This window comes from Streptococcus parasanguinis (genome assembly GCF_001074805.1).
GTDB lineage: Bacteria > Bacillota > Bacilli > Lactobacillales > Streptococcaceae > Streptococcus > Streptococcus parasanguinis_A.
Window position 1 is genome coordinate 1 of sequence record NZ_JUPI01000117.1, and the last position, 23,388, is coordinate 23,388.

General features: G+C 42.3%; 17 protein-coding genes and 1 pseudogene. 3 read left to right on the forward strand and 15 right to left on the reverse strand.

The window, feature by feature from the left end:
• Nucleotides 1-73: 73 nt before the first annotated feature.
• From ADI76_RS08075 to ADI76_RS08085, 3 genes are all read right to left on the reverse strand, one after another.
• Entirely contained in the window at nucleotides 74-802 is a 729-nt protein-coding gene (locus ADI76_RS08075; protein ID WP_049515673.1) for a pseudouridine synthase, read from the reverse strand.
• Nucleotides 803-804: 2 nt separating this feature from the next.
• Nucleotides 805-1,956: an MFS transporter gene (locus ADI76_RS08080; RefSeq protein ID WP_049515675.1), complete on the reverse strand. Its 1,152-nt coding sequence runs from the start codon at nucleotides 1,954-1,956 to the stop codon at nucleotides 805-807.
• A 106-nt stretch (nucleotides 1,957-2,062) separates the two neighbouring features.
• A complete protein-coding gene (locus ADI76_RS08085) occupies nucleotides 2,063-3,226 on the reverse strand; it encodes an MFS transporter (protein WP_049515677.1) in 1,164 nt (387 codons plus the stop codon).
• A gap of 144 nt (nucleotides 3,227-3,370) precedes the next feature.
• On the opposite strand from ADI76_RS08085, the gene ADI76_RS08090 reads away from it, so the two are divergent.
• Together ADI76_RS08090 and def are read left to right on the forward strand one after the other, a co-directional pair.
• On the forward strand, nucleotides 3,371-4,057 hold the full coding sequence (locus ADI76_RS08090) for a cyclic nucleotide-binding domain-containing protein (RefSeq protein WP_049515679.1): 687 nt from the start codon (nucleotides 3,371-3,373) through the stop codon (nucleotides 4,055-4,057).
• A 60-nt stretch (nucleotides 4,058-4,117) separates the two neighbouring features.
• On the forward strand, nucleotides 4,118-4,732 hold the full coding sequence (gene def / locus ADI76_RS08095) for a peptide deformylase (protein WP_049515681.1): 615 nt from the start codon (nucleotides 4,118-4,120) through the stop codon (nucleotides 4,730-4,732).
• A gap of 90 nt (nucleotides 4,733-4,822) precedes the next feature.
• On the opposite strand, the gene ADI76_RS08100 is transcribed toward def, so the two are convergent.
• The 3 genes from ADI76_RS08100 to ADI76_RS08110 form a co-directional block, all read right to left on the reverse strand.
• Entirely contained in the window at nucleotides 4,823-6,064 is a 1,242-nt protein-coding gene (locus ADI76_RS08100) for an aminopeptidase (protein WP_049515683.1), read from the reverse strand.
• 101 nt (nucleotides 6,065-6,165) lie between these two features.
• Nucleotides 6,166-9,018 carry an AAA family ATPase gene (locus ADI76_RS08105; RefSeq protein WP_049515709.1) on the reverse strand — a complete coding sequence of 951 codons (2,853 nt, stop codon included), beginning with the start codon at nucleotides 9,016-9,018 and terminating at the stop codon, nucleotides 6,166-6,168.
• Nucleotides 9,019-9,286: 268 nt separating this feature from the next.
• Nucleotides 9,287-9,550: a type II toxin-antitoxin system RelB/DinJ family antitoxin gene (locus ADI76_RS08110; RefSeq protein ID WP_049515684.1), complete on the reverse strand. Its 264-nt coding sequence runs from the start codon at nucleotides 9,548-9,550 to the stop codon at nucleotides 9,287-9,289.
• Between the two features lie 195 nt (nucleotides 9,551-9,745).
• Here ADI76_RS08110 and ADI76_RS08115 point away from each other — a divergent pair, with 195 nt between their 5' ends.
• Nucleotides 9,746-11,329, forward strand: a complete 1,584-nt coding sequence (locus ADI76_RS08115) for an ATP-binding cassette domain-containing protein (protein ID WP_049515686.1) — start codon at nucleotides 9,746-9,748, stop codon at nucleotides 11,327-11,329.
• Nucleotides 11,330-11,338: 9 nt separating this feature from the next.
• On the opposite strand, the gene ADI76_RS08120 is transcribed toward ADI76_RS08115, so the two are convergent.
• The 9 genes and pseudogenes from ADI76_RS08120 to ADI76_RS08160 form a co-directional block, all read right to left on the reverse strand.
• Entirely contained in the window at nucleotides 11,339-12,202 is an 864-nt protein-coding gene (locus tag ADI76_RS08120; RefSeq protein ID WP_049515688.1) for a helix-turn-helix domain-containing protein, read from the reverse strand.
• Nucleotides 12,203-12,491: 289 nt separating this feature from the next.
• Nucleotides 12,492-16,886 carry a PolC-type DNA polymerase III gene (locus tag ADI76_RS08125; protein ID WP_049515690.1) on the reverse strand — a complete coding sequence of 1,465 codons (4,395 nt, stop codon included), beginning with the start codon at nucleotides 16,884-16,886 and terminating at the stop codon, nucleotides 12,492-12,494.
• Nucleotides 16,887-17,086: 200 nt separating this feature from the next.
• Nucleotides 17,087-17,476, reverse strand: coding sequence for a DUF3592 domain-containing protein (locus tag ADI76_RS08130; protein ID WP_422664246.1), 390 nt, complete (start codon nucleotides 17,474-17,476; stop codon nucleotides 17,087-17,089).
• Nucleotides 17,477-17,635: 159 nt separating this feature from the next.
• On the reverse strand, nucleotides 17,636-18,187 hold the full coding sequence (locus ADI76_RS08135; protein ID WP_049515695.1) for a hypothetical protein: 552 nt from the start codon (nucleotides 18,185-18,187) through the stop codon (nucleotides 17,636-17,638).
• 217 nt (nucleotides 18,188-18,404) lie between these two features.
• A complete protein-coding gene (locus ADI76_RS08140) occupies nucleotides 18,405-18,809 on the reverse strand; it encodes a hypothetical protein (protein ID WP_049515697.1) in 405 nt (134 codons plus the stop codon).
• A gap of 1 nt (nucleotide 18,810) precedes the next feature.
• On the reverse strand, nucleotides 18,811-19,905 hold the full coding sequence (locus tag ADI76_RS08145) for a hypothetical protein (protein WP_049515699.1): 1,095 nt from the start codon (nucleotides 19,903-19,905) through the stop codon (nucleotides 18,811-18,813).
• Between the two features lie 8 nt (nucleotides 19,906-19,913).
• Nucleotides 19,914-22,076 (reverse strand): hypothetical protein, encoded by a 2,163-nt coding sequence (locus ADI76_RS08150; RefSeq protein ID WP_049515702.1) that lies wholly within the window; start codon nucleotides 22,074-22,076, stop codon nucleotides 19,914-19,916.
• A 13-nt stretch (nucleotides 22,077-22,089) separates the two neighbouring features.
• A complete protein-coding gene (locus tag ADI76_RS08155) occupies nucleotides 22,090-22,452 on the reverse strand; it encodes a hypothetical protein (protein WP_049515705.1) in 363 nt (120 codons plus the stop codon).
• Nucleotides 22,453-22,466: 14 nt separating this feature from the next.
• A pseudogene (locus tag ADI76_RS08160) lies at nucleotides 22,467-23,388 on the reverse strand (type VII secretion protein EssC); the annotation flags it as partial.

The following is a 23,388-nucleotide window of genomic DNA, read 5'->3' on the forward strand; positions in this document are numbered from 1 at the left end:
CACTGCGTCTTGCTCGACAATCCAAAGACAATTGAGAGGCTAGGACTTTTGTCCCAGCCTCTTGGTTTTTTGCTTATAAGGGAACTCCAAACACCTCTAGGAACTTGAGTTCAGAAGGTTGGAGTCTCCGCCATTCTCCCAATTGAAGAGTTGGATCTAGCGTTAGAGGACCCATAGAGATCCGCTCTAAATCCACCACTTCCTTGCCACAGGCAGCGACCATGCGCTTGACCTGATGGAATTTTCCTTCTGCAATTTCAATTTCGACATAGGAACTGGCGCTTGCCTCATCCACCTCTAAGATCTGCAATCTCGCAGGCAAAGTCGTGAAGTCTTTGAGGGCAATGCCTGCTTCAAAACGGACCACATCTGCCTCATCCATGATCCCAGCCACCTGGGCACGGTAGACCTTCGACACATGCTTCTTCGGTGAAAGCATGGCATGGGCGAGCTTACCATTATTGGTCAAAAGGAGCAACCCATGGGTATCGATATCTAGGCGCCCGACAGGAAAGACTTCCTTGTGACGGGCTGTCTCATCCAATAGATCCAAGACAGTTTGGTGATAGTCATCCTCAGTCGCTGAGATGACTCCAGCTGGTTTATTAAGCAGATAATACACAAAGGTTTCATGGACCAGATTTTCTCCCATAAAGGTCACCTGATCCTTGTCTGGATCAATCTGTAGCTTCCCTGCTGTCTCTTTTTTCCCATTCACTGCGATTTTCTTTTGCTTGAGAAGTTGCTTGACCTCGGTTCTACTCCCCACGCCACAATCCACTAAAAATTTATCTAGACGCATGATTACTTCCCGCTCTTTCGCACAATCCAAAGGCCAAAAAAGGAAATCAGGATCATGAGGATACCAGAAAATCCAAAAATGAAGGCTGGAGTAGATGAGATCGTCCCTAATAGACTAAGGACAAAGGTCGTTGCGATCGAACCTGTACTACATCCCAAAACCGCCATGGACGTTGCCTGGCTCAAGACCCCTGCTGGCATCTTATCTGACAAGACATTGTAAACTGTTGTAAGAGCTACACTGTAGGCAAAACCTGCAAGGATGGTCACAATGGCGAGCATCCAGAGATTGGTAGAAACCCCGATCAACAGTTGGGTCAAGCCATAGGCCACTCCCGAAACTACCAACAAGCGATCGCGGAAGAGCTGGGTCAAGGGCGAGAAGGCCAAACCTGCCAAGATCCCAACAAATTGCATGGCTGCTAAAATAATCCCAGCAGTTTGGGCAGTACCATGCCCTACTTGCTCGACCACACTTGGAATCCGAACGGTGATCATGACATTAGACAAGACGATTGACGCCGCAACGACTGCTAAGCCTAGTGCCGTCCGCCATTGACCAGCTGTCATCTGATCATCCCGGTGTTTTTCCTCCACTGCTTCCGTCATAGATCCATATGGCACAAATAAGAGATACAAAAGTAAGATTGGAATACTGATACCGTAGACGAGAAAGGCAGCCTGCCAGCCAAAGCGAATCAAGAGACTCACTCCAAAGGTCAAAACAGCTGTCCCAACAACCTCTGCAGAACCCCGAATGCCAAGTGTTTGGACACGCTCTTTTCCTTTATAGCGCTCACTGATAATGGCAATGGCAGAAACATTGAGCAAGCCAACCGCCATCCCGAAAATAATCCGAGACAAAAAGACAACCGGATAAGCTGGACTGATTAAGGGAATAAAGCCACATAGAGCGTAAGCGACTAAGCCTGTCACAATCATCTGACGCTCTGAAAATAGGCGCCCAATCCATTTATTGAAGATGAGTGAAACCATGATCCCTGCAGAAGGAAGCGAGACCAAGAGCTCAATCATGCTGTGAGGAATTCCCTTGTAATAGGCAAACATGGCCGACTGCGCACTCGAAATCGAAAACGAGGTCGTCAAAATAAATGAAAGCGCGAGAATACTCACTTTCTCCATGATTCTTTTCATTATTTTTTCCTTTAAACTAATCTTTTTTTCACACTCCTCCTATAATAACACGAGCTAGTGACAGGACGCAATAGATTGAATTAAAAAAACGAAATGATTTTTTCAATCATTTCGTTCGTGCTAGTAATTGTGAGGCGAAGACTCCTGTTAGGAGCATCAAAGCACCAATCAAGACAAAGAGCAGATGATTGGAAGGAGCTAGTGGCGTCACCAACTGGATGAAGAAAGAAGAGAGGGCTGATCCAAGATTGCAGCCAATCAAGACAAGCGAGGTCGCAAGATTCAGGAGATTGGTCGGAATTTTTTCAGATAAGTGATAGAAGATACTGGTTACTCCCGTACTGTAGGTAAATCCTGCCAAGAGGGTTCCTAGAATCAGGCTCCACAGCTGTCCAGACAAGCCAATCAAGGCTAAAGCTAGACCGAAACCAAAGCACATAATCATGAGCAAGTTCTTTTTGAAAACATGTGTCAAACTAGCAAATCCCACTCCCGCTACAATCCCTGTCAATTGCATCAGACTTAGGACTGTTCCAGCTGTTGTCGCCGTTCCCATCCGAGCGTCGACAATGATATCCGGCACGCGCAGGCTAATGATGGAATTGAAACAAATGATGATACCAGCAATCACAGCTAGCATCAGACTAAAACGCCATTGAGGTGATCGAAGGCGGACGGATCCCGTCTTTTTCTCCTTCAAGCTAGCCTGTTTTTTCCCCTTAGGATAGGGGACAAAAAGGATATAGAGGAGTAAAATCAAGTAACCACCGCCGTATACAGCAAAGATCGCTGGCCAGCCTAGGGGTAAGAGTTGTCCAACAATAAAAGTCAAGATGGCAGAGCCCACCACTTCAGCAGACCCCCGATAGCCCAGCATCCGAGTCTTGTCATTGCCTGAGTAGCGTTCACTGATAATCGAAATAGCCTTGGCATTGATCATTCCTGTCCCTAAACCAAAGAGAAAACGACTCAGAAAGATGAGAGGATAGTCCTGCACGACTAAAGGCACAAGGCCGCTAGTTGAAAACAGCAAAAGCCCTGCGACAATCATCTGGCGCTCACTCATCCACCGCTCGATCAGGCTATTTAAAAAGAGCATGACCACAACCGCAAAGGCCGGCAGGGAAACCAAGAGTTCCACCTGGCCTGCTGAATATCCGAATTGGCTAAAATAGGCCTTCATAGCTGGCAAACCGGCTGTAATTGAAAATGATGAGATCAGCATAAGCGACAAGCTCAAGAGACTGATTCTTTCCATTGTTTTTTTCATTTTTTATTTCCTACACTTTACTGGTAACATTTAACTTTACTAGTTTTTTTAAAAAAGATTCAAACTAGAATTTTCAATAGAATCCTAGTATAATCAATTTAGAAAGAGAAAAACAGGACATTTGTCCTATTTTAGGAGATTGAGATGAAAAAAATTTCCCCATCTACGAAACTCATGGAGATCATCACTGATTACCAATTGGATCAGATCTTTCCAGGTGACTGTCTTAGTCAGCTGGATCTCGTTCTCTATCAGGCTGGAGAGTATATCTGCCGCCAGGGTTCTGACCAAGATGTCATTCCTTATTTTCTCAAAGGCCGGCTCAAGATCGTCCACAGTCTTGAAAATGGTAGCGACACTATCCTTGAAATCCAAGAAAAACCTGGACTGTTAGGAGAGATTGAGCTCCTGCTCGATCGGGTCTGTATCACATCGGTCATTGCAGACCAAGACTCACTAGTCGTCCAGCTCTCTGCTCGGCATTTCAAGGACCGCCTACTGCTGGACCCGACCTTTTTGCGTTCTACTGCCAAGACCTTAGCTGAGAAATTACACCAGATCAACTATTTGGCTCCTGCCAACTTTCATTATTCGGTCAAGGAGCGCCTCGCTACATATTTTTTGGAACATGGCGATGAAAACGGAACCCTCAAGCCTAAGATGAATCAACTGTCCCTGCATTTTGGGATCAGCTACCGCCACCTTAGCCGTGTCATCAAGCAGATGATCGAAGAGGGCTTAGTCCAAAGAGAAGGGCGAATCTATACGATTTTAGATCCAAAAAGGATGAATGATTTGTCCATCAAACATGCGGAAACCGCCGACAGATAACTTTAATTTTAGGCTCTTTTGTGTTATCATGGAGGGTAGAAAGAAAGTGAGAGTAAAACGATGAAAGCAATTGAAAAAGTTACAAGAGCATCCCATTTGATTGATATGGATGACATCATCCGTGAAGGAAATCCCACACTTCGAGCTGTTGCAGAAGACGTGACCTTCCCTTTGTCTGATCAGGAAATTATCCTGGGTGAAAAAATGATGCAATTCTTGCACCATTCTCAAGACCCTGTTATGGCTGAAAAACTTGGCCTCCGTGGAGGAGTTGGACTCGCTGCTCCTCAGCTGGACATCTCGAAACGCATTATCGCTGTTTTGGTGCCCAATCCAGAAGATGCTGATGGTAACCCACCAAAAGAAGCCTATAGCCTTCAAGAAGTCATGTACAATCCAAAGGTTGTCGCCCATTCTGTGCAAGACGCGGCTCTTGGAGATGGGGAAGGCTGTCTCTCAGTAGACCGCAATGTTCCAGGCTATGTGGTCCGCCACGCGCGTGTGACCGTGGAGTATTTCACAAAAGACGGTGAAAAGAAACGCATCAAACTCAAAGGCTACAACTCCATCGTCGTCCAACATGAAATCGACCACACCAACGGCATCATGTTCTATGACCGCATCAATCTAAACAACCCATTTGAAATCAAAGAAGGCCTCTTGATTTTAGAATAGAGCAAATGACAAAAAAGTAAGGTAGTAGTGATGATTCACTACTACCTTACTTTTTTACGAGACTGCGTCTACCGATTTCTGTCCTGCTCCCTATATTGCCCAATCTCCGTTACGGAAGACTGGGACGCGGCTGCCGTCTTCTCGGATGCCGTCGATATCCATTTGGCTTGAGCCGATCATGAAGTCGACGTGGACGTCTGAGCGGTTGAGGCCGGCTGCTTCGAGTTCTTCTTCTGTGAATTCTGCGCCCCCTTCTACGCTGGTTGCATAGGCTGCCCCGATGGCCAAGTGGTTAGAGGCATTTTCATCAAAGAGGGTGTTAAAGAAGGTAATGCCTGATTGGGAAATTGGGCTTGGATCTGGTACGAGGGCACATTCCCCCAAGGCACGCGCTCCCTTGTTTTTGAAGACCAAATCTTTCATGACTTGATCGCCCTTTTCAGCTGTGATATCCACAATTTCTCCATTTTCAAAGGTCACTTTGATGCCTTCGATGATGTTTCCATTGTAGCTAAGCGGTTTTGTGGAAGTGACATAGCCTTCTGCACGACGGAAGTCAGGAGCTGTGAAGACCTCTTCTGTCGGCATGTTTGGCAAGAAGTTTTCGCCTTGAGCATTGATGGCTCCGGCAGATTCCCAGACGTGGTTTTTCGGCAAGCCAAGAGTCAAATCGGTGCCTGGTGCTGTGTAATGAAGGGCTGAGAATTGTTCCTTATTCAGTGTATCTGCCTTGCTCTTGAGAGTAGCAGCATGCTCTTCCCAAGCCTTGACTGGATCTTCCTCATACACCCGGCAGGTCTTGAAGATTTGATCCCACAGGAGATCCACTGCTTCTTCGTCACTAGTCGCATTTGGGAAGACCTTTTTCGCCCACTCTAAACCAGCTGCAGCAGCAACGGTCCAGCTGACCTTGTTGGATTGAGTGGCGATGCGCATTGGTTTCATGGCCATGCCCAAAGCCTTGGCAGAAGCAGAAAGCTTCTCTGCATCAACACCATTTAAGGCACCTGGATCAGAAGAACGGACACCAAGACGACTGGCCTTGTGTTCCAAGAGGTAATTCATCTCTGCAATCTTGTAGTCAGGCACGTTGTCCAAACGATCCATCGGTGCATGGAGGAATTTTTCCCGGGTAGTAAAATCATCTGCCCATTGGACAATCACTTCGTGCGCACCCAAGGCATAGGCTTCCTTCACGATCAAGTGGGCCAATTCTCTTTGTTCCACATCGATGTTCAAAGCCAAGGTATGGCCAGGTTGCACGTTGATGCCGTTCGCCACTAACAATTTTGCGTATTTTTCGAGGTTTTCTTTAAAATTTGGTAAAACCATTTTTTTCTCCTTCATAAGTGAATGATCTCTTCCTAGTATACCATAAGTCCATGCAAAAAGGATTCCGCTCCTGCAGAATCCTGTTTCTTGTTCCTTCTAGCTTAAGGAAGAACATAGCCTTGATCATCCACTGTATGGGGATGTCCAGAATTGCCATTCTCTCTCAAGGCTTCCAAATCTTGATCCAAAATCGAATTGTAATCCGTACTACCTTCACGGGTTACTCGCGTCGATACTTGGCGCAAGAGTTTTTCATTAAGATTGCGGACCCAGCGACCATTACTATGGTCATTGGCACGCATATAATTTTCTCTGACGATCTCTCCATAAAGAGCTTCATTGACTTGGTAGCCTTGCTTGCGTAATCCCAACAGACCGATCTCGACGATCTCATCTGGGCTGTAGTCTTCAAAGTCAAAGGTAGTCGGGATCCGACTTTGCAAACCTGAATTGACCTGCAAGAAGTCATGCATCTCTCTGGTATAGCCAGCAAAGATAATGACGATATCACGACGGTGGTCCTCCATAAATTTGAGGACTTCATCCAAAGCTTCCTTCCCAAAATCATCATTTGAACCGGTAAAGAGGGTATAGGCCTCATCGATAAAGAGGACCCCACCCAGTGCACTCTCCAAAACTTCACGCGTCTTCAAAGCTGTTTGACCTTGGTAGCCTCCAACCAGATTGCTCCTCGAAACTTCGATGAATTTCTTCTGCTTGATCACCCCTTTTTGGAAGAGGATATTGCCCAAAATACGGGCCACAGTCGTTTTCCCTGTACCGGGATTTCCAAGAAAGAGAGAGTGCAAGGTCGTGTCTTCGACGATGCCACCTTGTTCAGCCCGTTTTTGATTGAACTCAGCCATGGCTACGAACTGTTCCACTTGCTCTTTCACCTTGGCAATGCCAACCAAACGATTGAGGGCGGCCATCCCATCTTCTTCCTTGTCGGCTCCTGCCTGGTACTTGCCTTGGTTAAGGACAGCATCGATATCGCTATTGAGGATGGTCTCAATATCATCGGAACCTTGGGCCACCACCCGATCTGCCATGGTCTTGGTCAATTGCTCATCCAGGTTACGGATCCAGCGACCATTGCTCTTATCTAGCGAGCCATCATAAGCCCGTTTGACATGACGCGCATAGTAATCCCGGTCTTCGAGCTTGTAGTCCCCTTTGCTTAAAATCATTTCCCCTAGTTGGACAATCTCATCTCCCGTGAAATCTTCAAAGATGAAATTATTTGGTACCCGAGAACGAAGGCCTGGATTGGTCTTTAAGAACTCTTCCATTTCCTTGGTATAGCCCGCAAAGATGATCATGATGTCATCGCGATTGTCCTCCATAAATTTGAGGATGGTATTGATCGCCTCGATCCCAAAATCTGCGCCGCTGTCCTTCTTATCCAAGCTATAGGCTTCATCAATAAAGAGGATACCTCCTCGTGCTTTTTCGAGCAGGGCCTGGGTCTGTTCAGCTGTTCCTCCAATATTCGAAGAGATCAGATCGGACTCCGTTGCTTCCACGAAACGGAATTCCTCCCCTGAGAGGACACCTGCATCAAAGAGCACTTGTCCCAACAGACGGGCCACCGTGGTCTTCCCTGTACCAGGGTTTCCCATAAAGGCCGCATGGAGTGTTTGCTTTTCAGGGGCCTTACCACTGGCGATTCGTTTCTTGTTAAATTCCACCATGTTGATCATTTTCTTGATCTCATGTTTAACTTTTTCAAGACCGATCAGGCTATTGAGTTCCTGAAGAGCATCTTGTTTCTTCTCTGGTCCAGAGCCCGTTGTAGGGGTTGATGCCACCGTTGCATCCATTGCCTGTCCCGTAGCAACGACTTGCGCATTGCCCTTGGCCACTTCTCTGCCAATGAGATAGTCACAACCATCCTCGATTTCCTTGGTCAGATCACGCGCATCGCCCTGCCTATAGGTCATGGTACCTGCCTTCACAAAGGCCCCACTTTGGAGTCGGATATTGGGATCCGCAATCTTATGGCAAATCAGATGCTCAGCCATCAACACACTCTCATCAAAAACTCCAAATGAAATGGTTTGGGTATTCTCATTTAAGAAGGTTGTTTCTCCAGTCAAAGAAGCAAAGGACTCTTCATAGACGCATAAAAATTCTGTAAATGTAGCCTGGTGAGCTCGGATCATACTATTGTATGAATTGATGGAGGTGATACGATCCGAATCCGAATTGAATTGAACATTGTTGTCAAGACAGACTCCAGTCCCGGTAGGTAGCTCAATTTTACAGTTTTCAGACTCCCAAATGACATTTCTCAACCAAACTGGTGGAAAATCCTTTTCCAGATCCCCGCCTGTAATCGTTGAATTTTTTGCGATCACTTCTGAGTCCTTGGCATGGATCGTATTATTCCCAAATTTTTCAATATGGACATTTTCCAAGGTCAAGTTGGAGCCTTCGTTTAGCTTTATTTTAGAAAAAATCGTTGAATTGCGAATGGACAATTCCGAAGCGGACATACCGATGGCACTTTGGTGTTTTTCCGGAACCTTCATTCCGACTCCTTCCAAAGTCATTTTCGAATGCGTATCCATATAGATAAAAAATTCATTATTTGTTGGAGTGGTTGCTTCAAAATAGACCTGTTTACAGGTAATGTCTGAGCCATTCCATAAGATCAAAGTAGTATAATTTCCACCAACTTTAAACCACAAGTCTTCAAACGTCACCTGAACTCCTTCTACAAATCGGAAGGAGGCCTCAATGATGTTGTTAAACATGCGCCCATTGCCATTTGGATTTGGGACCACATGCCCCACGAAATGAAGGTTTTTGTCGATCTCAATCACTTTATTTGTCGGCCATTGAAAGACATACCCATTTTCAAACTCGATGGTATCCCCATCCTGCGCTTTTTCAAGTGCATCCATAAAGTTCCAACTATTGTTGTAAGGACCTACTAAATATCTTGCCACGCGCTTCTCCTCTGTTTCATTTTTTTGGAAGAACATCCATTGTTTTTCTGTTTCCTGTTTACAAACACTTGTCACTAAAAATTGTAACACAATCCAGATCCAAAGAAAACACTTATCCGGTCTGAACGGACTTAAAAACCTCTATTTTCAAAAAGAAAATAGAGGCTATCATCTAATCTTTCAAGGCTGAAAATAAGCCAGCTAGAGCAATTGCTCCCGAGAGCATGGCGGTAGATAGGAGGAGCACATAGTCTGCCACTAACGAATCCTAAGCACGTAGGTCCTCCATCAAGTCTGAGACTGATTCATAGGGATGACTCATATTCCGATTTTGCTCTACATCCGTTACGACTTGGAGCAACTTACCATGATCGTCTAATTTAACATCAAAAGGTAAGCCTTGATATTGAATAGCCTGACGAAGGAAAATGTTGATAGCCGTGGTCATATCCATCCCTAAATGATTAAATACCTGTTGGGCCTGTTCCTTAACCTCACTATCCAAACGAATACTCATGCTCGTCTTTGACATATTCTCACCTTCTTTCTATAGACTATTTTAACAAAAAGAAGGTTATTGTAAATCCATTTGATATACAACGGATGTCTATAAGCCAAAATAAAATATAGTAAAGAAATAAAATTAATGTCCCAAATATGGGAGATCTCAGCCTGAGTTTTAGTTTTAGAATATAATGTTGCTATCATAGATTAAGAGGTGAAAAATATGAACCAGATTATGAAACAATATAAATTACTATATTTCTTGCTTATTTTATTAAGTCTGACAAGTGCTCTTTTAATGACTCTCTTCTCTCTGCAATTAGGAAAAATACTTGATAGTATATCTAATTCAAATAGTGGATTACTCTTTCATATCTCTATTTGTGTAAGTTCGATTTTACTGTGGTTCTTGATTTCTTCTTCCTATTCCTATCTTAAAAACCAATATGTAAAAAAAGTTATTTTAGATCTAAAAAGGCGTCTCTTATTACATTATTTATCGCGTGAATTTAACCAAATTGACAACCGTAACCATTCAGATTTCTTAAATAATATCACCAAAAACAGTGACCTTATTCAAGAAAATTTATTGATTCCTAGAATCTCTCTAATCGCAAATTTAGGGAGCCTTATCATAAGTGTGGCTACTATTATTTATATAGAATGGCGATTAGCATTAGTCTTTCTTTTATTGTCGAGTATAACGATTTTTCTATCACAAATTCCTGGAAAGTTAATGACTAAATCAACAAAAAATTATTCTCTACAAAATAATCACTATTTGTCAAAAATGACAAACTTTATTAATGGTTTTGAACAAATTAAGTTATTAAATATTCAAAGCTGGACCCAAGAAAAAATTCAGGGAATCAGTTTAGAATTTGAAGAGTCCAGAAAAACATATCAATTCTTAAAAGACTTAGCTTCAACTACTGGAATTTTACTAAGTTTTGGCTCTCAACTATCCTGTATGGTCGCTGGTATCTTTTTTGTAAGAAATAACTTACTGACTATTGGATTACTCGTAGCAAGTATTCAATTATTAAACGGTGTTTTTGCTCCATTACAATCTATTCTTTACAATAAAAATTTAATCAGCAGTAGCAAGTCCATTATTGATAATATCCAAGAAAATCTATATGAGACAAATCATGGAACTTTCCATAAAACAAGTACAATTGATTGTGATAACATTTCGACCATTTCTATTAGCCAATTACATTATGAAATTGAAAATAAAATATTATTTGATCATTTTTCCTATGAATTTAAAAAAGGCAAGCGCTATGCAATTATAGGTGCTTCAGGAGCTGGGAAAACAACTTTAGTAAAATTAATACTAAACTATTATTCCAAAAATCTTTATGATGGGGAAATAAAAATCAACGGAAAACAGAATATTGATATTCCCTCAGAGGAGTTATGTAAAGATATTGCATTTGTGCAAAAAAATGATTTTCTGATTGAAGGAAATGTCCTAGAGAATATCAAACTATCCAGAAATCTTTATTTAACTGAAAAATTAAGAAAAGCCTTAGGATTTAATGAAGAATTTCTTAATAAGAGTCTATCTCAATCAAATCAAACTATTTCAGAAGGGGAAAAACAACGAATTGATTTAGCTAGGTTTTTAGTCAAACCATATTCTGTATATATATTTGACGAACCTACAAGCAACCTTGATCCAATAAAAGCCAAAGAAATGATGGACTACATTCTATCCATTAAAGATGTAATTGTTATTGTCATTACTCATGATCAAAATCCAGAAATATTGGAAGAGTTTGATCACGTTGTTACCTTATAGATAAATAGCCTAGTCTACTAAATGAACGATGTGTTTCTCAAAGTATTGTTTGTAATTTTTGTAGATTGTTTTATTGAAGAGTTCGAATATTTTTAAAGCTTCTTCGATTTTTAAAAGTGATTTTTGATTATGATAGAATTTCAGTTCCAAATATCCATCTAAATACAGCAAAATAGTTTGTTCAAAAAAATCTGTGGAATCCGCTAATATATTCTTCGTAGCCTGTTTTAAAAATAAAGATTCCTCATATAAGTCGTTCTCAATCATTATAATCAAAGAATTGAGAAGTAGTTGAATGAGAGATTGTCTATTTCTAGGTATAGAACTATACAACTTCCCTTTGTTGAGCGCCTCTTTGGCATATCTAAATAATAAATCTGGAGATAGAACACGACAGCAATTTCCAAGGATGAGCGTTTCGTAATAACCCCAGTTTTCAACAGAAAATAAATAGTTTGTAAGATAAGAGGCGTCTTGACGACTCAATTGATGATTCTTATCCATTCCCGAAACAATACTTTCAATGAAAATAGCATTTAATTTATGGTAATGAGAATTTGTCCCATGAAAAAGTTCTATTTCTTTCTCTACCATATCTAGTAATGCTTGAGCATCTTCATTATATGCAGCCTGTTTAACAGAAGCTATTAAGGTATTAAAATCCGAAGGTTGATAATGATTACAGATAAGCAGAAATTCTTCTAGTGTTACTCCTATTCTTTCAAGAAGATACAATAACTTAAAGACAGAAATCTCTGTTTCTCCTAATTCAAATCTAGATATTTGAGATTTTGAAATTTCAGCACCTGCTAATGAAGAAATAGAAATCCCCTTTTCTTCTCTTATTTTCCTATAAGTTTCACCTAAAATCATACTTATCTCCATTCCATATCGAAAAGTTATTAAGGTATAGCAAACACTACTTCCGTTAAGCTTACTCTTGTTTGAGAGTATCATTATTAGTAATTTATAGCAATCATTTTTGATAATTTCAATATATAACTTCCTAAAGTTATAGTCTTTGGATAAAAACTTACTTATACTCTATCATATCTAAAAACCAGTAGAAATGAAAATCATAAAAAATCATCTCTACTGGTTTTACTGTTAAGTCTTAATTAGATGAAACTTAGTCGGCATATTTGAACAAGTTGACTTTAAATTAGAACAAATCATCAAACAAACTCAACTGATTATCCTCTGGCATATTGCCGAGAATGCCCATCTCATCCATCTTTTCAACCAGTGTGGACGAAACTCCGCCGCGCTTCCGGAGCTCGGTCTTAGATAGGAATTCTCCTTCTTCACGTGCCCGCACGATTTGCTTGGCAACGTTCTCTCCTAGACCATCCATCGCGACAAATGGTGGAATGAGGGTGTCTCCATCGATCAAGAATTCTGTCGCCTGACTGCGATAGAGGTCTAGCTTGCCAAACTTGAAGCCGCGCTCCCACATCTCATTGACAATCTCAAGAGTAGTGTAGAGGTCGATCTCCACATTGGAAGCTTCGTTGTTCTTGCGTTTCTCAGCAATCTCCTTCATCCGAGCTTTCACGGCCTCAAGGCCTGCACCCATGGTCTTGATGTCAAAGGCTTTGGCCCGAATCGAGAAGTAGGCACAGTAATAATAGAGAGGATGATGCACCTTAAAGTAGGCCACACGAAGTGCCATCATAACATAGGCCGCCGCATGGGCTTTGGGGAACATGTACTTGATCTTCCCACAGGACTCGATGTACCACTCAGGAACATTGTTTTCCTTCATGGCTTGGATGTAGCCATTGCGCTCTTCTTCTGAGATCTTGAGCCACATGCCTTTCCGCACGCGCTCCATGATGGTAAAGGCCGTCTTAGGCTCAAGCCCCGCGTGCATGAGGTAGACCATGATGTCATCCCGACAACCGATAACGGTTGATAGGTCAGCAATCCCCGCCTTAATCAAGTCTTGGGCATTTCCCAACCACACGTCGGTACCATGAGACAGACCAGAGAGCTGCAAGAGCTCCGCAAAAGTCGTCGGATGGGTCTCATCGACCATGCCCCGAACGAAGTTGGTCCCAAACTCTGGGATCCCCAGCATACCAGTTGAAGTACCGATTTGCTCCGGCGTCACTCCTAGGATATCGGTCCCTGAGAAGAGGGCCATGACACCTGGATCATCCATAGGGATATCATTTGGATCAATGCCTGACAAGTCTTGGAGCTTGCGAATCATGGTCGGATCATCGTGTCCCAGGACATCGAGCTTGAGGACGTTCTCATCGATATCGTGGAAGTTAAAGTGGGTGGTCTGCCATTCAGCTGTCACATCATCAGCCGGATACTGGACCGGAGTAAAATCATAGACATCCATATAGTTTGGAATAACAACGATTCCCCCCGGGTGCTGACCGGTCGTCCGTTTGACCCCAGCGGCACCTTGGGCCAGACGTTCGACCTCGGCATCTCGATAGTACTTGCCAAAATCACGCTCATAGCCCTTGACAAAACCGTAGGCAGTCTTGGCTGCGACGGTACCTACTGTTCCTGCCCGAAAGGCATACTCTTCCCCAAAGATATCACGGACGTCCAAGTGGGCGCTGGGCTGGTCTTCCCCAGAGAAGTTCAAATCGATATCGGGTACCTTGTCCCCATCGAAACCAAGGAAGGTCTCAAACGGAATGTCTTGGCCATTTTTGCTGAGCTTGTGTCCACAGTTTGGACAGTCCTTATTGGGCATATCAAATCCTGATCCATAAGAACCATCCGTGATGAACTCGCTGTATTGGCACTGGCTGCAGACATAGTGAGGCGAGAGCGGATTAACCTCGGTGATCCCAATCATGGTCGCGACAAAGCTGGATCCAACGGATCCACGCGATCCAACCAGGTAGCCCCGCTCATTGGAACGGTGCACCAGCATTTGCGAGGCCAGATAAATCACAGCAAAGCCATTCCCCAAAATAGAGGTCAATTCCTTTTCAATCCGCAGATCGACAATATCAGGCAGCGGATTACCATAGATCTCAAAGGCTCGCTGATAGGTCAATTCCGCAACCGTCTCTTCGGCCTTGTCGATAAATGGCGTATAGAGGTCACCTTTAACCACTTCAACTGGCTCAAAGGTCTCTGCCAGTGCATTGGTATTTTCAATGACAATCTTGCGTGCCAAGTCTTCTCCCAAAAAGGCAAATTCATCTAGCATTTCATTGGTAGTTCTGAAATGCGCTTTAGGAAGTGGCGCTGGCTGGGCATCTTCTCCATGCCCGATGGTCCGGTTGATCATGGCCCCTTGACCGAGACTGCGGACAATGATCTCCCGATAGATCTCATCTTCCGGTTCCAGATAGTGGACATTCCCTGTGGCAAGAACGGGCTTACCTAGGCGATCTCCCACTTCAATCAAGCTCTTGATAATGGTCTGGAGCTCGTCCATGTCCTTGACCTGCTCCTTGGCAATGAGGGGTGCATAGATTGCCGGTGGCATAACCTCGATAAAGTCGTAGTACTTGGCCACTTCGACCGCCGCATCCACGCCTTGTGACATGACTGCATCAAAAACTTCCCCTTCTGAGCAGGCCGATCCGAGGATCAAGCCCTCGCGGTGGGCATCCAGCACGGTCTTGGGAATCCGTGGGACTCCTTCGAAATACTTGGTCCCAGAAAGTGAAACCAGTTTAAACATGTTCTTAAGGCCGGTCTGATTCTTGACATAGAGGGTGGCATGCTTGACCCTGGCCTTCTTATAAGAATTCTCATCGATCAAATCGATATTCAGATCCTTGAGATTGGTCACCCCATGCTTTTCAGCGACATCTTTGATAAAGATAAAGAGCAGGCGCCCCGTTGCTTCCGCATCGTAGTTGGCCATGTGGTGGTGCTCCAAGCCTACTCCAAACCGCTTAGTCAAAGGCCCCAAGCCATGCCGTTTAAAATCTGGATAGAGGTTACGTGCAAATTCCAGGGTATCGATGACTGGCTGGGTAATCTTTGGTAAGCCATGACGCTCATAGTTAGCATTCATGAAGCCCACGTCAAAGGTGGCATTGTGGGCAACGAGAACCGTTCCCTCACAGAAGGCCTGAAATTCCTTCAAGACCTGCACCAAGGGCTTGGCCCCCCGGACATGCTCATTGGTGATCCCTGTCAATTGGGTCGTAAAGGCCGACAAAGGATGGCCCGGGTCAATAAATTCGTCAAACTCCTCAATGACATTGCCCTTGTACATCTTAGAAGCGGCAACCTGAATCAGGTCATTGTAAATGGCTGAAAGTCCCGTCGTTTCCACGTCAAAGACCACATAAGTCGCTTCATTGAGGTCCAGATCCACCTCGTTATAGGTGATCGGCACCTTGTCTTCTACGATATTGGCTTCCATCCCATAGATCAGCTGGATCCCAGCCTTCTTGGCTGCTTTAAAGCCATGTGGGAAGCTCTGCACATTGCCATGGTCGGTGATGGCCACCGCCTTGTGCCCCCACTCCGCTGCCTTGGCAACCAGCTCTTCGACTTCCGGCAGGGCATCCATGGTCGACATGTTGGTATGGGCGTGGAATTCCACCCGGCGCTCACCTTCTGACATCAGGTCCTTACGGGTATAATGGACGACTTCCTGGATGTCTTGGACATTCATAGTCAAGTCGCGCGTGAAATTGTTCATTTCGATATTTCCCCGCACCCGGAGCCAGCTGTTCTTCTTGATCATGTCAAACTTCTGGGCTTCTTCCTCATTTTTCACCCATTTCTGAAGGGAAAAACTAGAAGTATAGTCGGTCATCTTAAAGCTGATCAAGACCCGACCGGTCCGTGTCACCTTGTGCTCCACGTCAAAGACCATACCTTCAAAGACAATCCTGTTCTCTTCCGTCGTGATCTCAATCATCGGGGTGATCTCGGCCTTGTCTAGCTTGGGCTTAGCCACAGCCTTCTTGGCCTTGAAATCAAAGGCTGGCTTTTCTTCAACCGCTGGTGGCGGAGCCATCTGGGCCAAGGATTCCATGGCCCGCAAGGTCTCTTCATTGGCCGCTTGGAAGATCTTTTCATTTTCCTGCTCAAAGCGCGCCACTTCCTGCTCTGTCAGCGTATCATCAGACACCACCCGACAGGTGAAATGCGGAAAACCAAAGGCTTCCAACTGCTTGGCAAGGTTGGGCAAATGGTTCTTGCGAAAATGCTCCGTATCGACCGAAGAAGGCCCTGAGATGATCAATTCCTGCCCTTCCGCGCGCACCTGCAAGTCTTGGTAGAGCCCCTTAAAGCCTTGACTAGCGCAAGGTCCATCCTCAAAGACCTCACGATAGTAGGCCTGCAATAAATCCGCAGAAAAGTCCGGATTGGCCACTTGGATAGTAAAGGTCGCCTGGTTTCCCGTCTTTGAAAATTCGTCTCTCAAGCGCTGGCGCAATTCCTTAAACAAAGCAATGGGCAAGACTTCCGCAAAGGCAAAGCGGAACTCCCAAACCCGACTGACCTTGTGCACCACGACTTCTTGAATCTCCGCATGCAAAAAGGCACTGGAAGATCGCATCTCCAGCGGCATATCCAGCTGATCCATTAAAATTTCAAAGGTGTTGGACATTGTTTCTCCCTTGATCTTGATTCTTTTGCTCGCTTTTGAATGGCCCACTTTCTAAGCAAAAACAGACCATTCAAAAACATTCGTAACCCTTATTTTATCACAATTTAAGGATTAATTCGAGGGAGAAGTGAAGACGAAAAAATCACCGGTCTAGCGGTGATTTCTCCCCATGTTTCATTTATTCAGTTAGGGCTGATTCATTATTTATACTTCATCCCCATGACGATGGACACAACTGCTAAAATAGGCAATAAAATTAACATCCAGATTCCAATCCACATTTCCCGCTTATAAGATTTGTCTAGTCCACTATAGCGTTCAACGTATGATTCTTTTGGACAGGCTGGATTATACCAGACCGTCATCTTCGATCCCGGTGGAAAAGCATCTTGAAAAAGATTTCCCTTTGAGACTGTAGAATTGGTGTAGATAGTTATCCTTTGCGCCATCAAATCGATATCGCTAGGCGCTTGATTCGTTTTCCAAGGAAGTGTCGCTCGCACCACCCGATAATACTTCAGACTATTACGATAGGTCTGACCATCCACTCTATATTCGACAATTGGAGCCGCTACAATTTGTGTTCGCATATAGCCGACTACCACTCCCTCAATGCTCTTTGAAGAGAGGGTCTTAATCCTAACTTCTCTTTTATAAAAATGCCCAAAAAAGAGTGCGGTAAATAAGGGAAATCCAATAACAGCCACAGCAATGACTAGAAGTATTCTGATATCGGGCATACTCATCACCTACTTCATCAGATCTGACATACTCAGACTCATCTTCGTTCCATCTGTTATACTTTCGACAATTGATTGTTGCTCCTTGGTCAAAGGAAGCAAAAAGATCGTTGCCGATTGCGTTGGTAATGTGCCATTTTCAGAAATACTATACTCGACTAACTGATTTTGATATATAGGTTGTCCATCATAACTCCAATTGAGCTTAAACTCTGCATCATGATCAATATTCGTTGTCGTTTTGTTGACCAACATAAACACTACATATTCTTGTTGATCTAAAGTATAGGTACTCCCTGTATAATACAACGTGATCTCACCTTGCTTTCCAGCCTCCGGATGCTCCTTAACCAGCTTCTTACCCAGTTCGATCAAATCAGATGTTTTACCTTCATACTGAGGTGCGACTACAAATTTCAAGGCTTGTCCCTCTTTAGCAGATGAGGTTGCATTTGTAGTTTGCTCCGTTTTGCTTGCGGTTGCCTCCTTGACCTTTTTGTTAAGCTGAGCGCAGGCTGTTAAAGCAAGCACACTCGCCAGTAATACTAGCATCTTTTTCATGTATCACTTCCCTCTTCCATAATTAAATTAGATTCAAAAAATTATTCCTTACTATCATACCGGAAATTAGTTTGAAGAGCAAATTCGTCACTAGGTGGAGAGAGTTGATGGGATAAAAAAGAGAGGACAGTGGTCCTCTCTAAAATCTATTTTGCTTCGCTTCTTTTTCAGCTAGAGCATTAAAAAGTTTAGCTCATTACGTTCTTAAAAGAATGTACTATGCAGGAAAATCGTTGAATTGTGAATTTATATTTTCCACCATTTTTCGACGAAAATGTTGGTCAGAGGTCGTTTTTCCTCCTTGGATATACCGTTCTTGACGTTGCAATCCAGTCTCCGGTGCTTTCGTATACATAGTTTGACCAATTGAGTTAGCCATAGAATCATCTGCTACTCTGAAAGATTCACCTACATTACACAAGAATTCATCCAAAGATCCAATTGTCTCCTTCATTTCAGAAGATAATTCTTTTAAACTATCTGTCGCATTTTGAATCAGTTCTGTAGCACTAGACTCAATGAAATCAGAAGCATTATTTTCTAATTCAGAGCTCAAATCTCGAAAAGCACCATTCACCCTGTTTAAATTATCAGGATTAATATTCTTTAGATTCTTATCCATTTTATCCTTCCTTCTTATCTTGTTCAACCAATATTCGGCGTTCCTTATTTAAGGCTAAATCTTTCTCTACGTCATAATAGGCTTCAAACTCTTCTTTTGTATTGACTTGATGGGCCTGCCCATCCTTACTCAATTCTGCTGGAATTGTGATTCCTTCATAGAGATTGGTATTAGCGGGAACAAATAGTTGGTACAAATTGATAAACTGTTGGACATTGCCATAAACCCTATAATAATCTACTTTTGAATCCGTTAGAAAGTAGATTTGAGAATCTTTTTTACTTAATAATTGATAGGCTTTTGGATCAGTCTTTTCTAACATACTTCCTTTTAATTTATTAGGAAAAAAAGTCAACTGATTCTGGTTATATATATCAAATAAATTAGCAGTTCTCATTGATGTCGTAGCGTCTTCTAGAGTTTTCTTCAATACCCCTAATTCAACAGAAGGAATTTTCTCTGGATATTCTTGTATCTTACCATCTTCCCATTCTATTTTCTTTGTTTCAAGATTTAGCCAAAGTTGTCTAGCTTTTGAATTTCTCGAGTCCAATTTATATACTTTTATCGGTAAATAATCTTTCCCATTAATTTCTTCAATACCACCTGTATTTTCTGGAACATAATTCGAATTATAGTCTTCCACCAACTTATAGAGATCGACCTGACTTCCTTCTAATTTTTGATCTCTAATTCGATAAATAGAGAGAGAAAAATAAACATCTGGATCCTCTTTAGGTAACTTTTGTGTCCATCTATAAGTTGAATTATGGAAATATGTACGAACAATATAATGTTTATTAGATGCTCCATGAGGGCCTAACAAGTTACCCCCCTTAGCATAATCATACTTGACAAAAAGTTTATCTTCTTCAGGAGTTAGGGATTTCCAGTGAACCACAACACCCTGACCATCCTCCAAAAATTTATAGGAATCAATTTCCCATTTACCAGTATAGTAGTCGTATTTTTCATATTTCTCACGTTCTTGTTTGGCTTTTTCTTGTTTTTGGTGATCCTGAAAGGTAAATAATCCCAAAATAACGATTGCAATCGTTAGGAGCAATAAACTGCCAATAATTAGGTTTTTTTTCATTTTTCCTCCTAAGCACCATACTTCTCATGAAAATAATCATCAAGATATGTAATCGAATCTGTACCAACAACATCTTTCAATAAAGATTCCATTTCCAAAATCTGTTCCGTTGTCATATCTTGTATAGTTAATGGTTTATAAGTTACTAATGGTCCAACCCCACCAATCATCATACTTATATTTCGTTGTTCCGAAGTCATATTTTCGATACTCATATTTTTTATATCAGGATGTTCCCCTAAAAGAAAAGCTCTCATCCGTGGATCATCCTTAAAATACTTGTTAATTTCATTACGCCCATCATCAGCTGATCCTCTTGCTTCTAGGAACCCCATAACACCTCTTTCATTTAGCTCTTCTGCTCTCTTATATGCTCCATAGTCTGTATAAATCTCTGAACTTTGTGCAATTGGTTTACTTTTAATACCATTTTCTCTATGTTCCAGTGTCCAGCCCCCCTGACCGAGCAACGCATCATATATATTCTTGCCCGTTTTACTTCTTTTTTGTTCAAATTCTTTAAATTTACTATCTAATTCCATATAGTCTTGTAACACATTTGCTAAGGGAGAAGCAGCATAATTTCCAGAATTTTTAATAATTGTTTTTATACGTCCAGATGTTATCTCCTCTAAAACTTTCTGTGCATTCTCTACACCATCACCGACATCCGGTTTTGTTATAGCAGTCAATACATTGAAACTAGATGATGCTACTGGGCCTCCAACAAATTCTAAGACTGTTTTTATACCATTTTTTCCAACAGATGCCCAAAATTCATCTACTGCTTTCTTTTGTTCTTGTTCAATTTCTTCTAATTCTGTTTGATATTTACCATTAAGCGGACCAACAATACCACTTTCAAAATGAGATTTATGTCTATCGAAAGTAGTTACAGTAACCAGCTTAAGTTCGTCATATCCCTGAATAGGATCACTTGCATTTTTGATAAGCCCCTTTTTACTTGTTGATACAGTTAGTTCCCATTCAGGATTTTCTGAATCATTTAAGCTAACTGATAGCCCTCGACGGGTGTAACTATCTTTCACTTTATGGTCAGAACTATTTCCTAAAATCTCTTCCCTTTTATGCTCAGTTCCAATTTTCAACACTGCAATCGAAGCCAATAAAACTGATAAATCATTCATTTCTTTCAATTCTTTTTTATAGCGATCCATTTCTGTCTCGTTATAGTCAGCAGACTTTTCAAACTGGGACATTTCTACAACATGAATTTTTTTCCTGATTGCTTGTTGATCTCCGAGATTTTTTGCTATTGTTTTTACTACGGATTGATCAGCTTTTTCAATAGCATTAAGGAAACGATTCATATTTTTCATTCCTGGCGCACTTCCATCCATCCAAGAAGTCATATCTTCTGCTACATTAGTATACGCACCGGAGGAAACTTTGGCAGGATCCTTAGCCATAATGTTAGCTATTTCTTCTATATTACCTGATAATTGTGAATTCAAAATTTCAACATCAGCATCCGTTTTAACCCTATATAGATAAACCATTTTATCTTTACTAAGATAGCCAGTCTTGATAGCCTCTAATAGATCTGGAATAGATACCTTCGTCACGGCTTTCGCATTCCGAGTTTGCGCTGTCAAAGATGTAAATAAAGCTGCCGAACCGTTAACGTTATCTGATAGTGCCGAATCTGCCAGTATAATTCCAGTATGAGTCCCTGATCGGGCAAGAATTTCAGTTGTTATATACATGTCTGCTACAAGATCAAAGCTTCCTAAACTAGAATCTCCTTCTCCCATAGCTTCAACAGCTTCATCCAGCACAGTAACTAAATCATCCTTAACAATTGTAATCTCATTACGTTGAGGTGTAGTAAGAGAATTCAATAAAGTAGTCATTGCATCATCATCTGTGTATGCTAAACTTGAGAACCCCAACCCCTTAATCGCATCTGTGAAAGTGGATATATGACGCCCGTAAGTTCGAATAGCCTCAGGAGCTGTAGAAAATATGGTCGTTTGGATATTATTTAATACACTAAAGAATGCATTAATAGCCTCTGCTTTTTCACCTTCTAGACTCGTATTGAATTCACGAACTGTATCGTTAGCAGCTAGTTCGAATTTACCAGCGAACCCCTGGATGCTAGTTGCATAATTCTCTAAACCAGAAATATTCTTTACTTTTACTGTCATACATTCACTTCCTTTATGAATTCATAGCTGCTATCAAAGCACTCTGAGCATTCGCCGCCTTCGTATTAGCTGTTGCTAAATCTGCTTCTACCTGTTTAATTTTGGCACTCAGTAATCCTAGAATTTCCTCTTTTTTTGTCACTAATACTTTTTCTAAGGCGGTTAAATCTGCTTTTTCTTGGTGCTCTTCATCGTCGTACTTATCACCTGCAATATTTTCAGAAAGTGTCACCTCATACTTTATAGTTGTTGACTGTTTGTTCAATTTTGTATGAATAGCTCTCAACTTTGAAACTTCCCCTGATAATCGAGTAACTTCAATACTTGCTTCAATAGATGCTCTTGTTAAGGCATTTAATGTCGCTTGATTAGCCATAATTCATCCCCCTTCTATTTCATTAATATTTTCACTTTTCTTACAAATCCATCTTCTACATAGTAGTTCACCTGGCTATCAAGTGGTTCTTCACGGACTGGTCGATTGATAACATTTAGGACACTTTGGTCTGTAATCCGCATGGCCACGATCGCTTGTTTATAGAGTTTGATAGATTTTGATACTTCGTCAATTTTTCGATTCAACTGACTACCACTCATGGCTACTGTAGCATAGCCTGCACGCGCCCCTTTTTCAAGGACATAGTTCAGACTAGATTGAAGATCCATACTTAGATCATTCATAAGATCTAGTTGATTGTATAGTACAATCGTTGCTTCATGTTGTGATTTCTGTTGTTCCAATCTCAATTGGATATTTTCTTCCATTTTCTTGATTCCAGCTACATAATCTTCCTTCGTAGAAAGAATTGTTACACCTTCCATCTCTGGCAATTCATTGTAGGCTGGCGCCAACACAATCACCTTTTGCTTACTACGAGCGATTTGCTTGACGAATTGTGTCATCTGCTCTTCTTTATCTGTCAGATAGAGTAGGTTGCCTTTCTTGAGATCCCATGTCACAGGCTCAACTGTTTCCAGATCCAATCCGAGTGGCACTTTTCCTTCATCCAGCAAGGCTGCTACATCCTCACGTCCATAGAAGGCTGCTTCTGTCAACTCATCTGGCACCATTGGAATGCCTGCTGGGGTGCGACCTGTCCAAATCTCTTTGAGACTTTGGACTTGGTCGCGGAGGTTGTTGATGATTTGGATATCATTGTCTCCTGCGACTGGTAGAGCGAACTGGACGACATCGACTTCGTCACGCTTCATGAGCGCCCGCCCCTTGATGTCTTCCATGGTAGACGCTAGTGGGGTTGCTCCCACGATACCGCGGATCTCAGAGATATCATTTTGTGGCAAGGTCAGCTGG

Excerpts from the sequence above, each read along its gene's own strand:
- ADI76_RS08075 (WP_049515673.1), bottom strand. The coding sequence starts at position 802 with ATGCGTCTAGATAAATTTTTAGTGGATTGTGGCGTGGGGAGTAGAACC.
- ADI76_RS08080 (WP_049515675.1), bottom strand. The coding sequence starts at position 1,956 with ATGAAAAGAATCATGGAGAAAGTGAGTATTCTCGCGCTTTCATTTATT.
- ADI76_RS08085 (WP_049515677.1), bottom strand. The coding sequence starts at position 3,226 with ATGAAAAAAACAATGGAAAGAATCAGTCTCTTGAGCTTGTCGCTTATG.
- ADI76_RS08090 (WP_049515679.1), top strand. The coding sequence starts at position 3,371 with ATGAAAAAAATTTCCCCATCTACGAAACTCATGGAGATCATCACTGAT.
- def (WP_049515681.1), top strand. The coding sequence starts at position 4,118 with ATGAAAGCAATTGAAAAAGTTACAAGAGCATCCCATTTGATTGATATG.
- ADI76_RS08100 (WP_049515683.1), bottom strand. The coding sequence starts at position 6,064 with ATGGTTTTACCAAATTTTAAAGAAAACCTCGAAAAATACGCAAAATTG.
- ADI76_RS08110 (WP_049515684.1), bottom strand. The coding sequence starts at position 9,550 with ATGTCAAAGACGAGCATGAGTATTCGTTTGGATAGTGAGGTTAAGGAA.
- ADI76_RS08115 (WP_049515686.1), top strand. The coding sequence starts at position 9,746 with ATGAACCAGATTATGAAACAATATAAATTACTATATTTCTTGCTTATT.
- ADI76_RS08120 (WP_049515688.1), bottom strand. The coding sequence starts at position 12,202 with ATGATTTTAGGTGAAACTTATAGGAAAATAAGAGAAGAAAAGGGGATT.
- ADI76_RS08125 (WP_049515690.1), bottom strand. The coding sequence starts at position 16,886 with ATGTCCAACACCTTTGAAATTTTAATGGATCAGCTGGATATGCCGCTG.
- ADI76_RS08130 (WP_422664246.1), bottom strand. The coding sequence starts at position 17,476 with ATGCGAACACAAATTGTAGCGGCTCCAATTGTCGAATATAGAGTGGAT.
- ADI76_RS08135 (WP_049515695.1), bottom strand. The coding sequence starts at position 18,187 with ATGAAAAAGATGCTAGTATTACTGGCGAGTGTGCTTGCTTTAACAGCC.
- ADI76_RS08140 (WP_049515697.1), bottom strand. The coding sequence starts at position 18,809 with ATGGATAAGAATCTAAAGAATATTAATCCTGATAATTTAAACAGGGTG.
- ADI76_RS08145 (WP_049515699.1), bottom strand. The coding sequence starts at position 19,905 with ATGAAAAAAAACCTAATTATTGGCAGTTTATTGCTCCTAACGATTGCA.
- ADI76_RS08150 (WP_049515702.1), bottom strand. The coding sequence starts at position 22,076 with ATGACAGTAAAAGTAAAGAATATTTCTGGTTTAGAGAATTATGCAACT.
- ADI76_RS08155 (WP_049515705.1), bottom strand. The coding sequence starts at position 22,452 with ATGGCTAATCAAGCGACATTAAATGCCTTAACAAGAGCATCTATTGAA.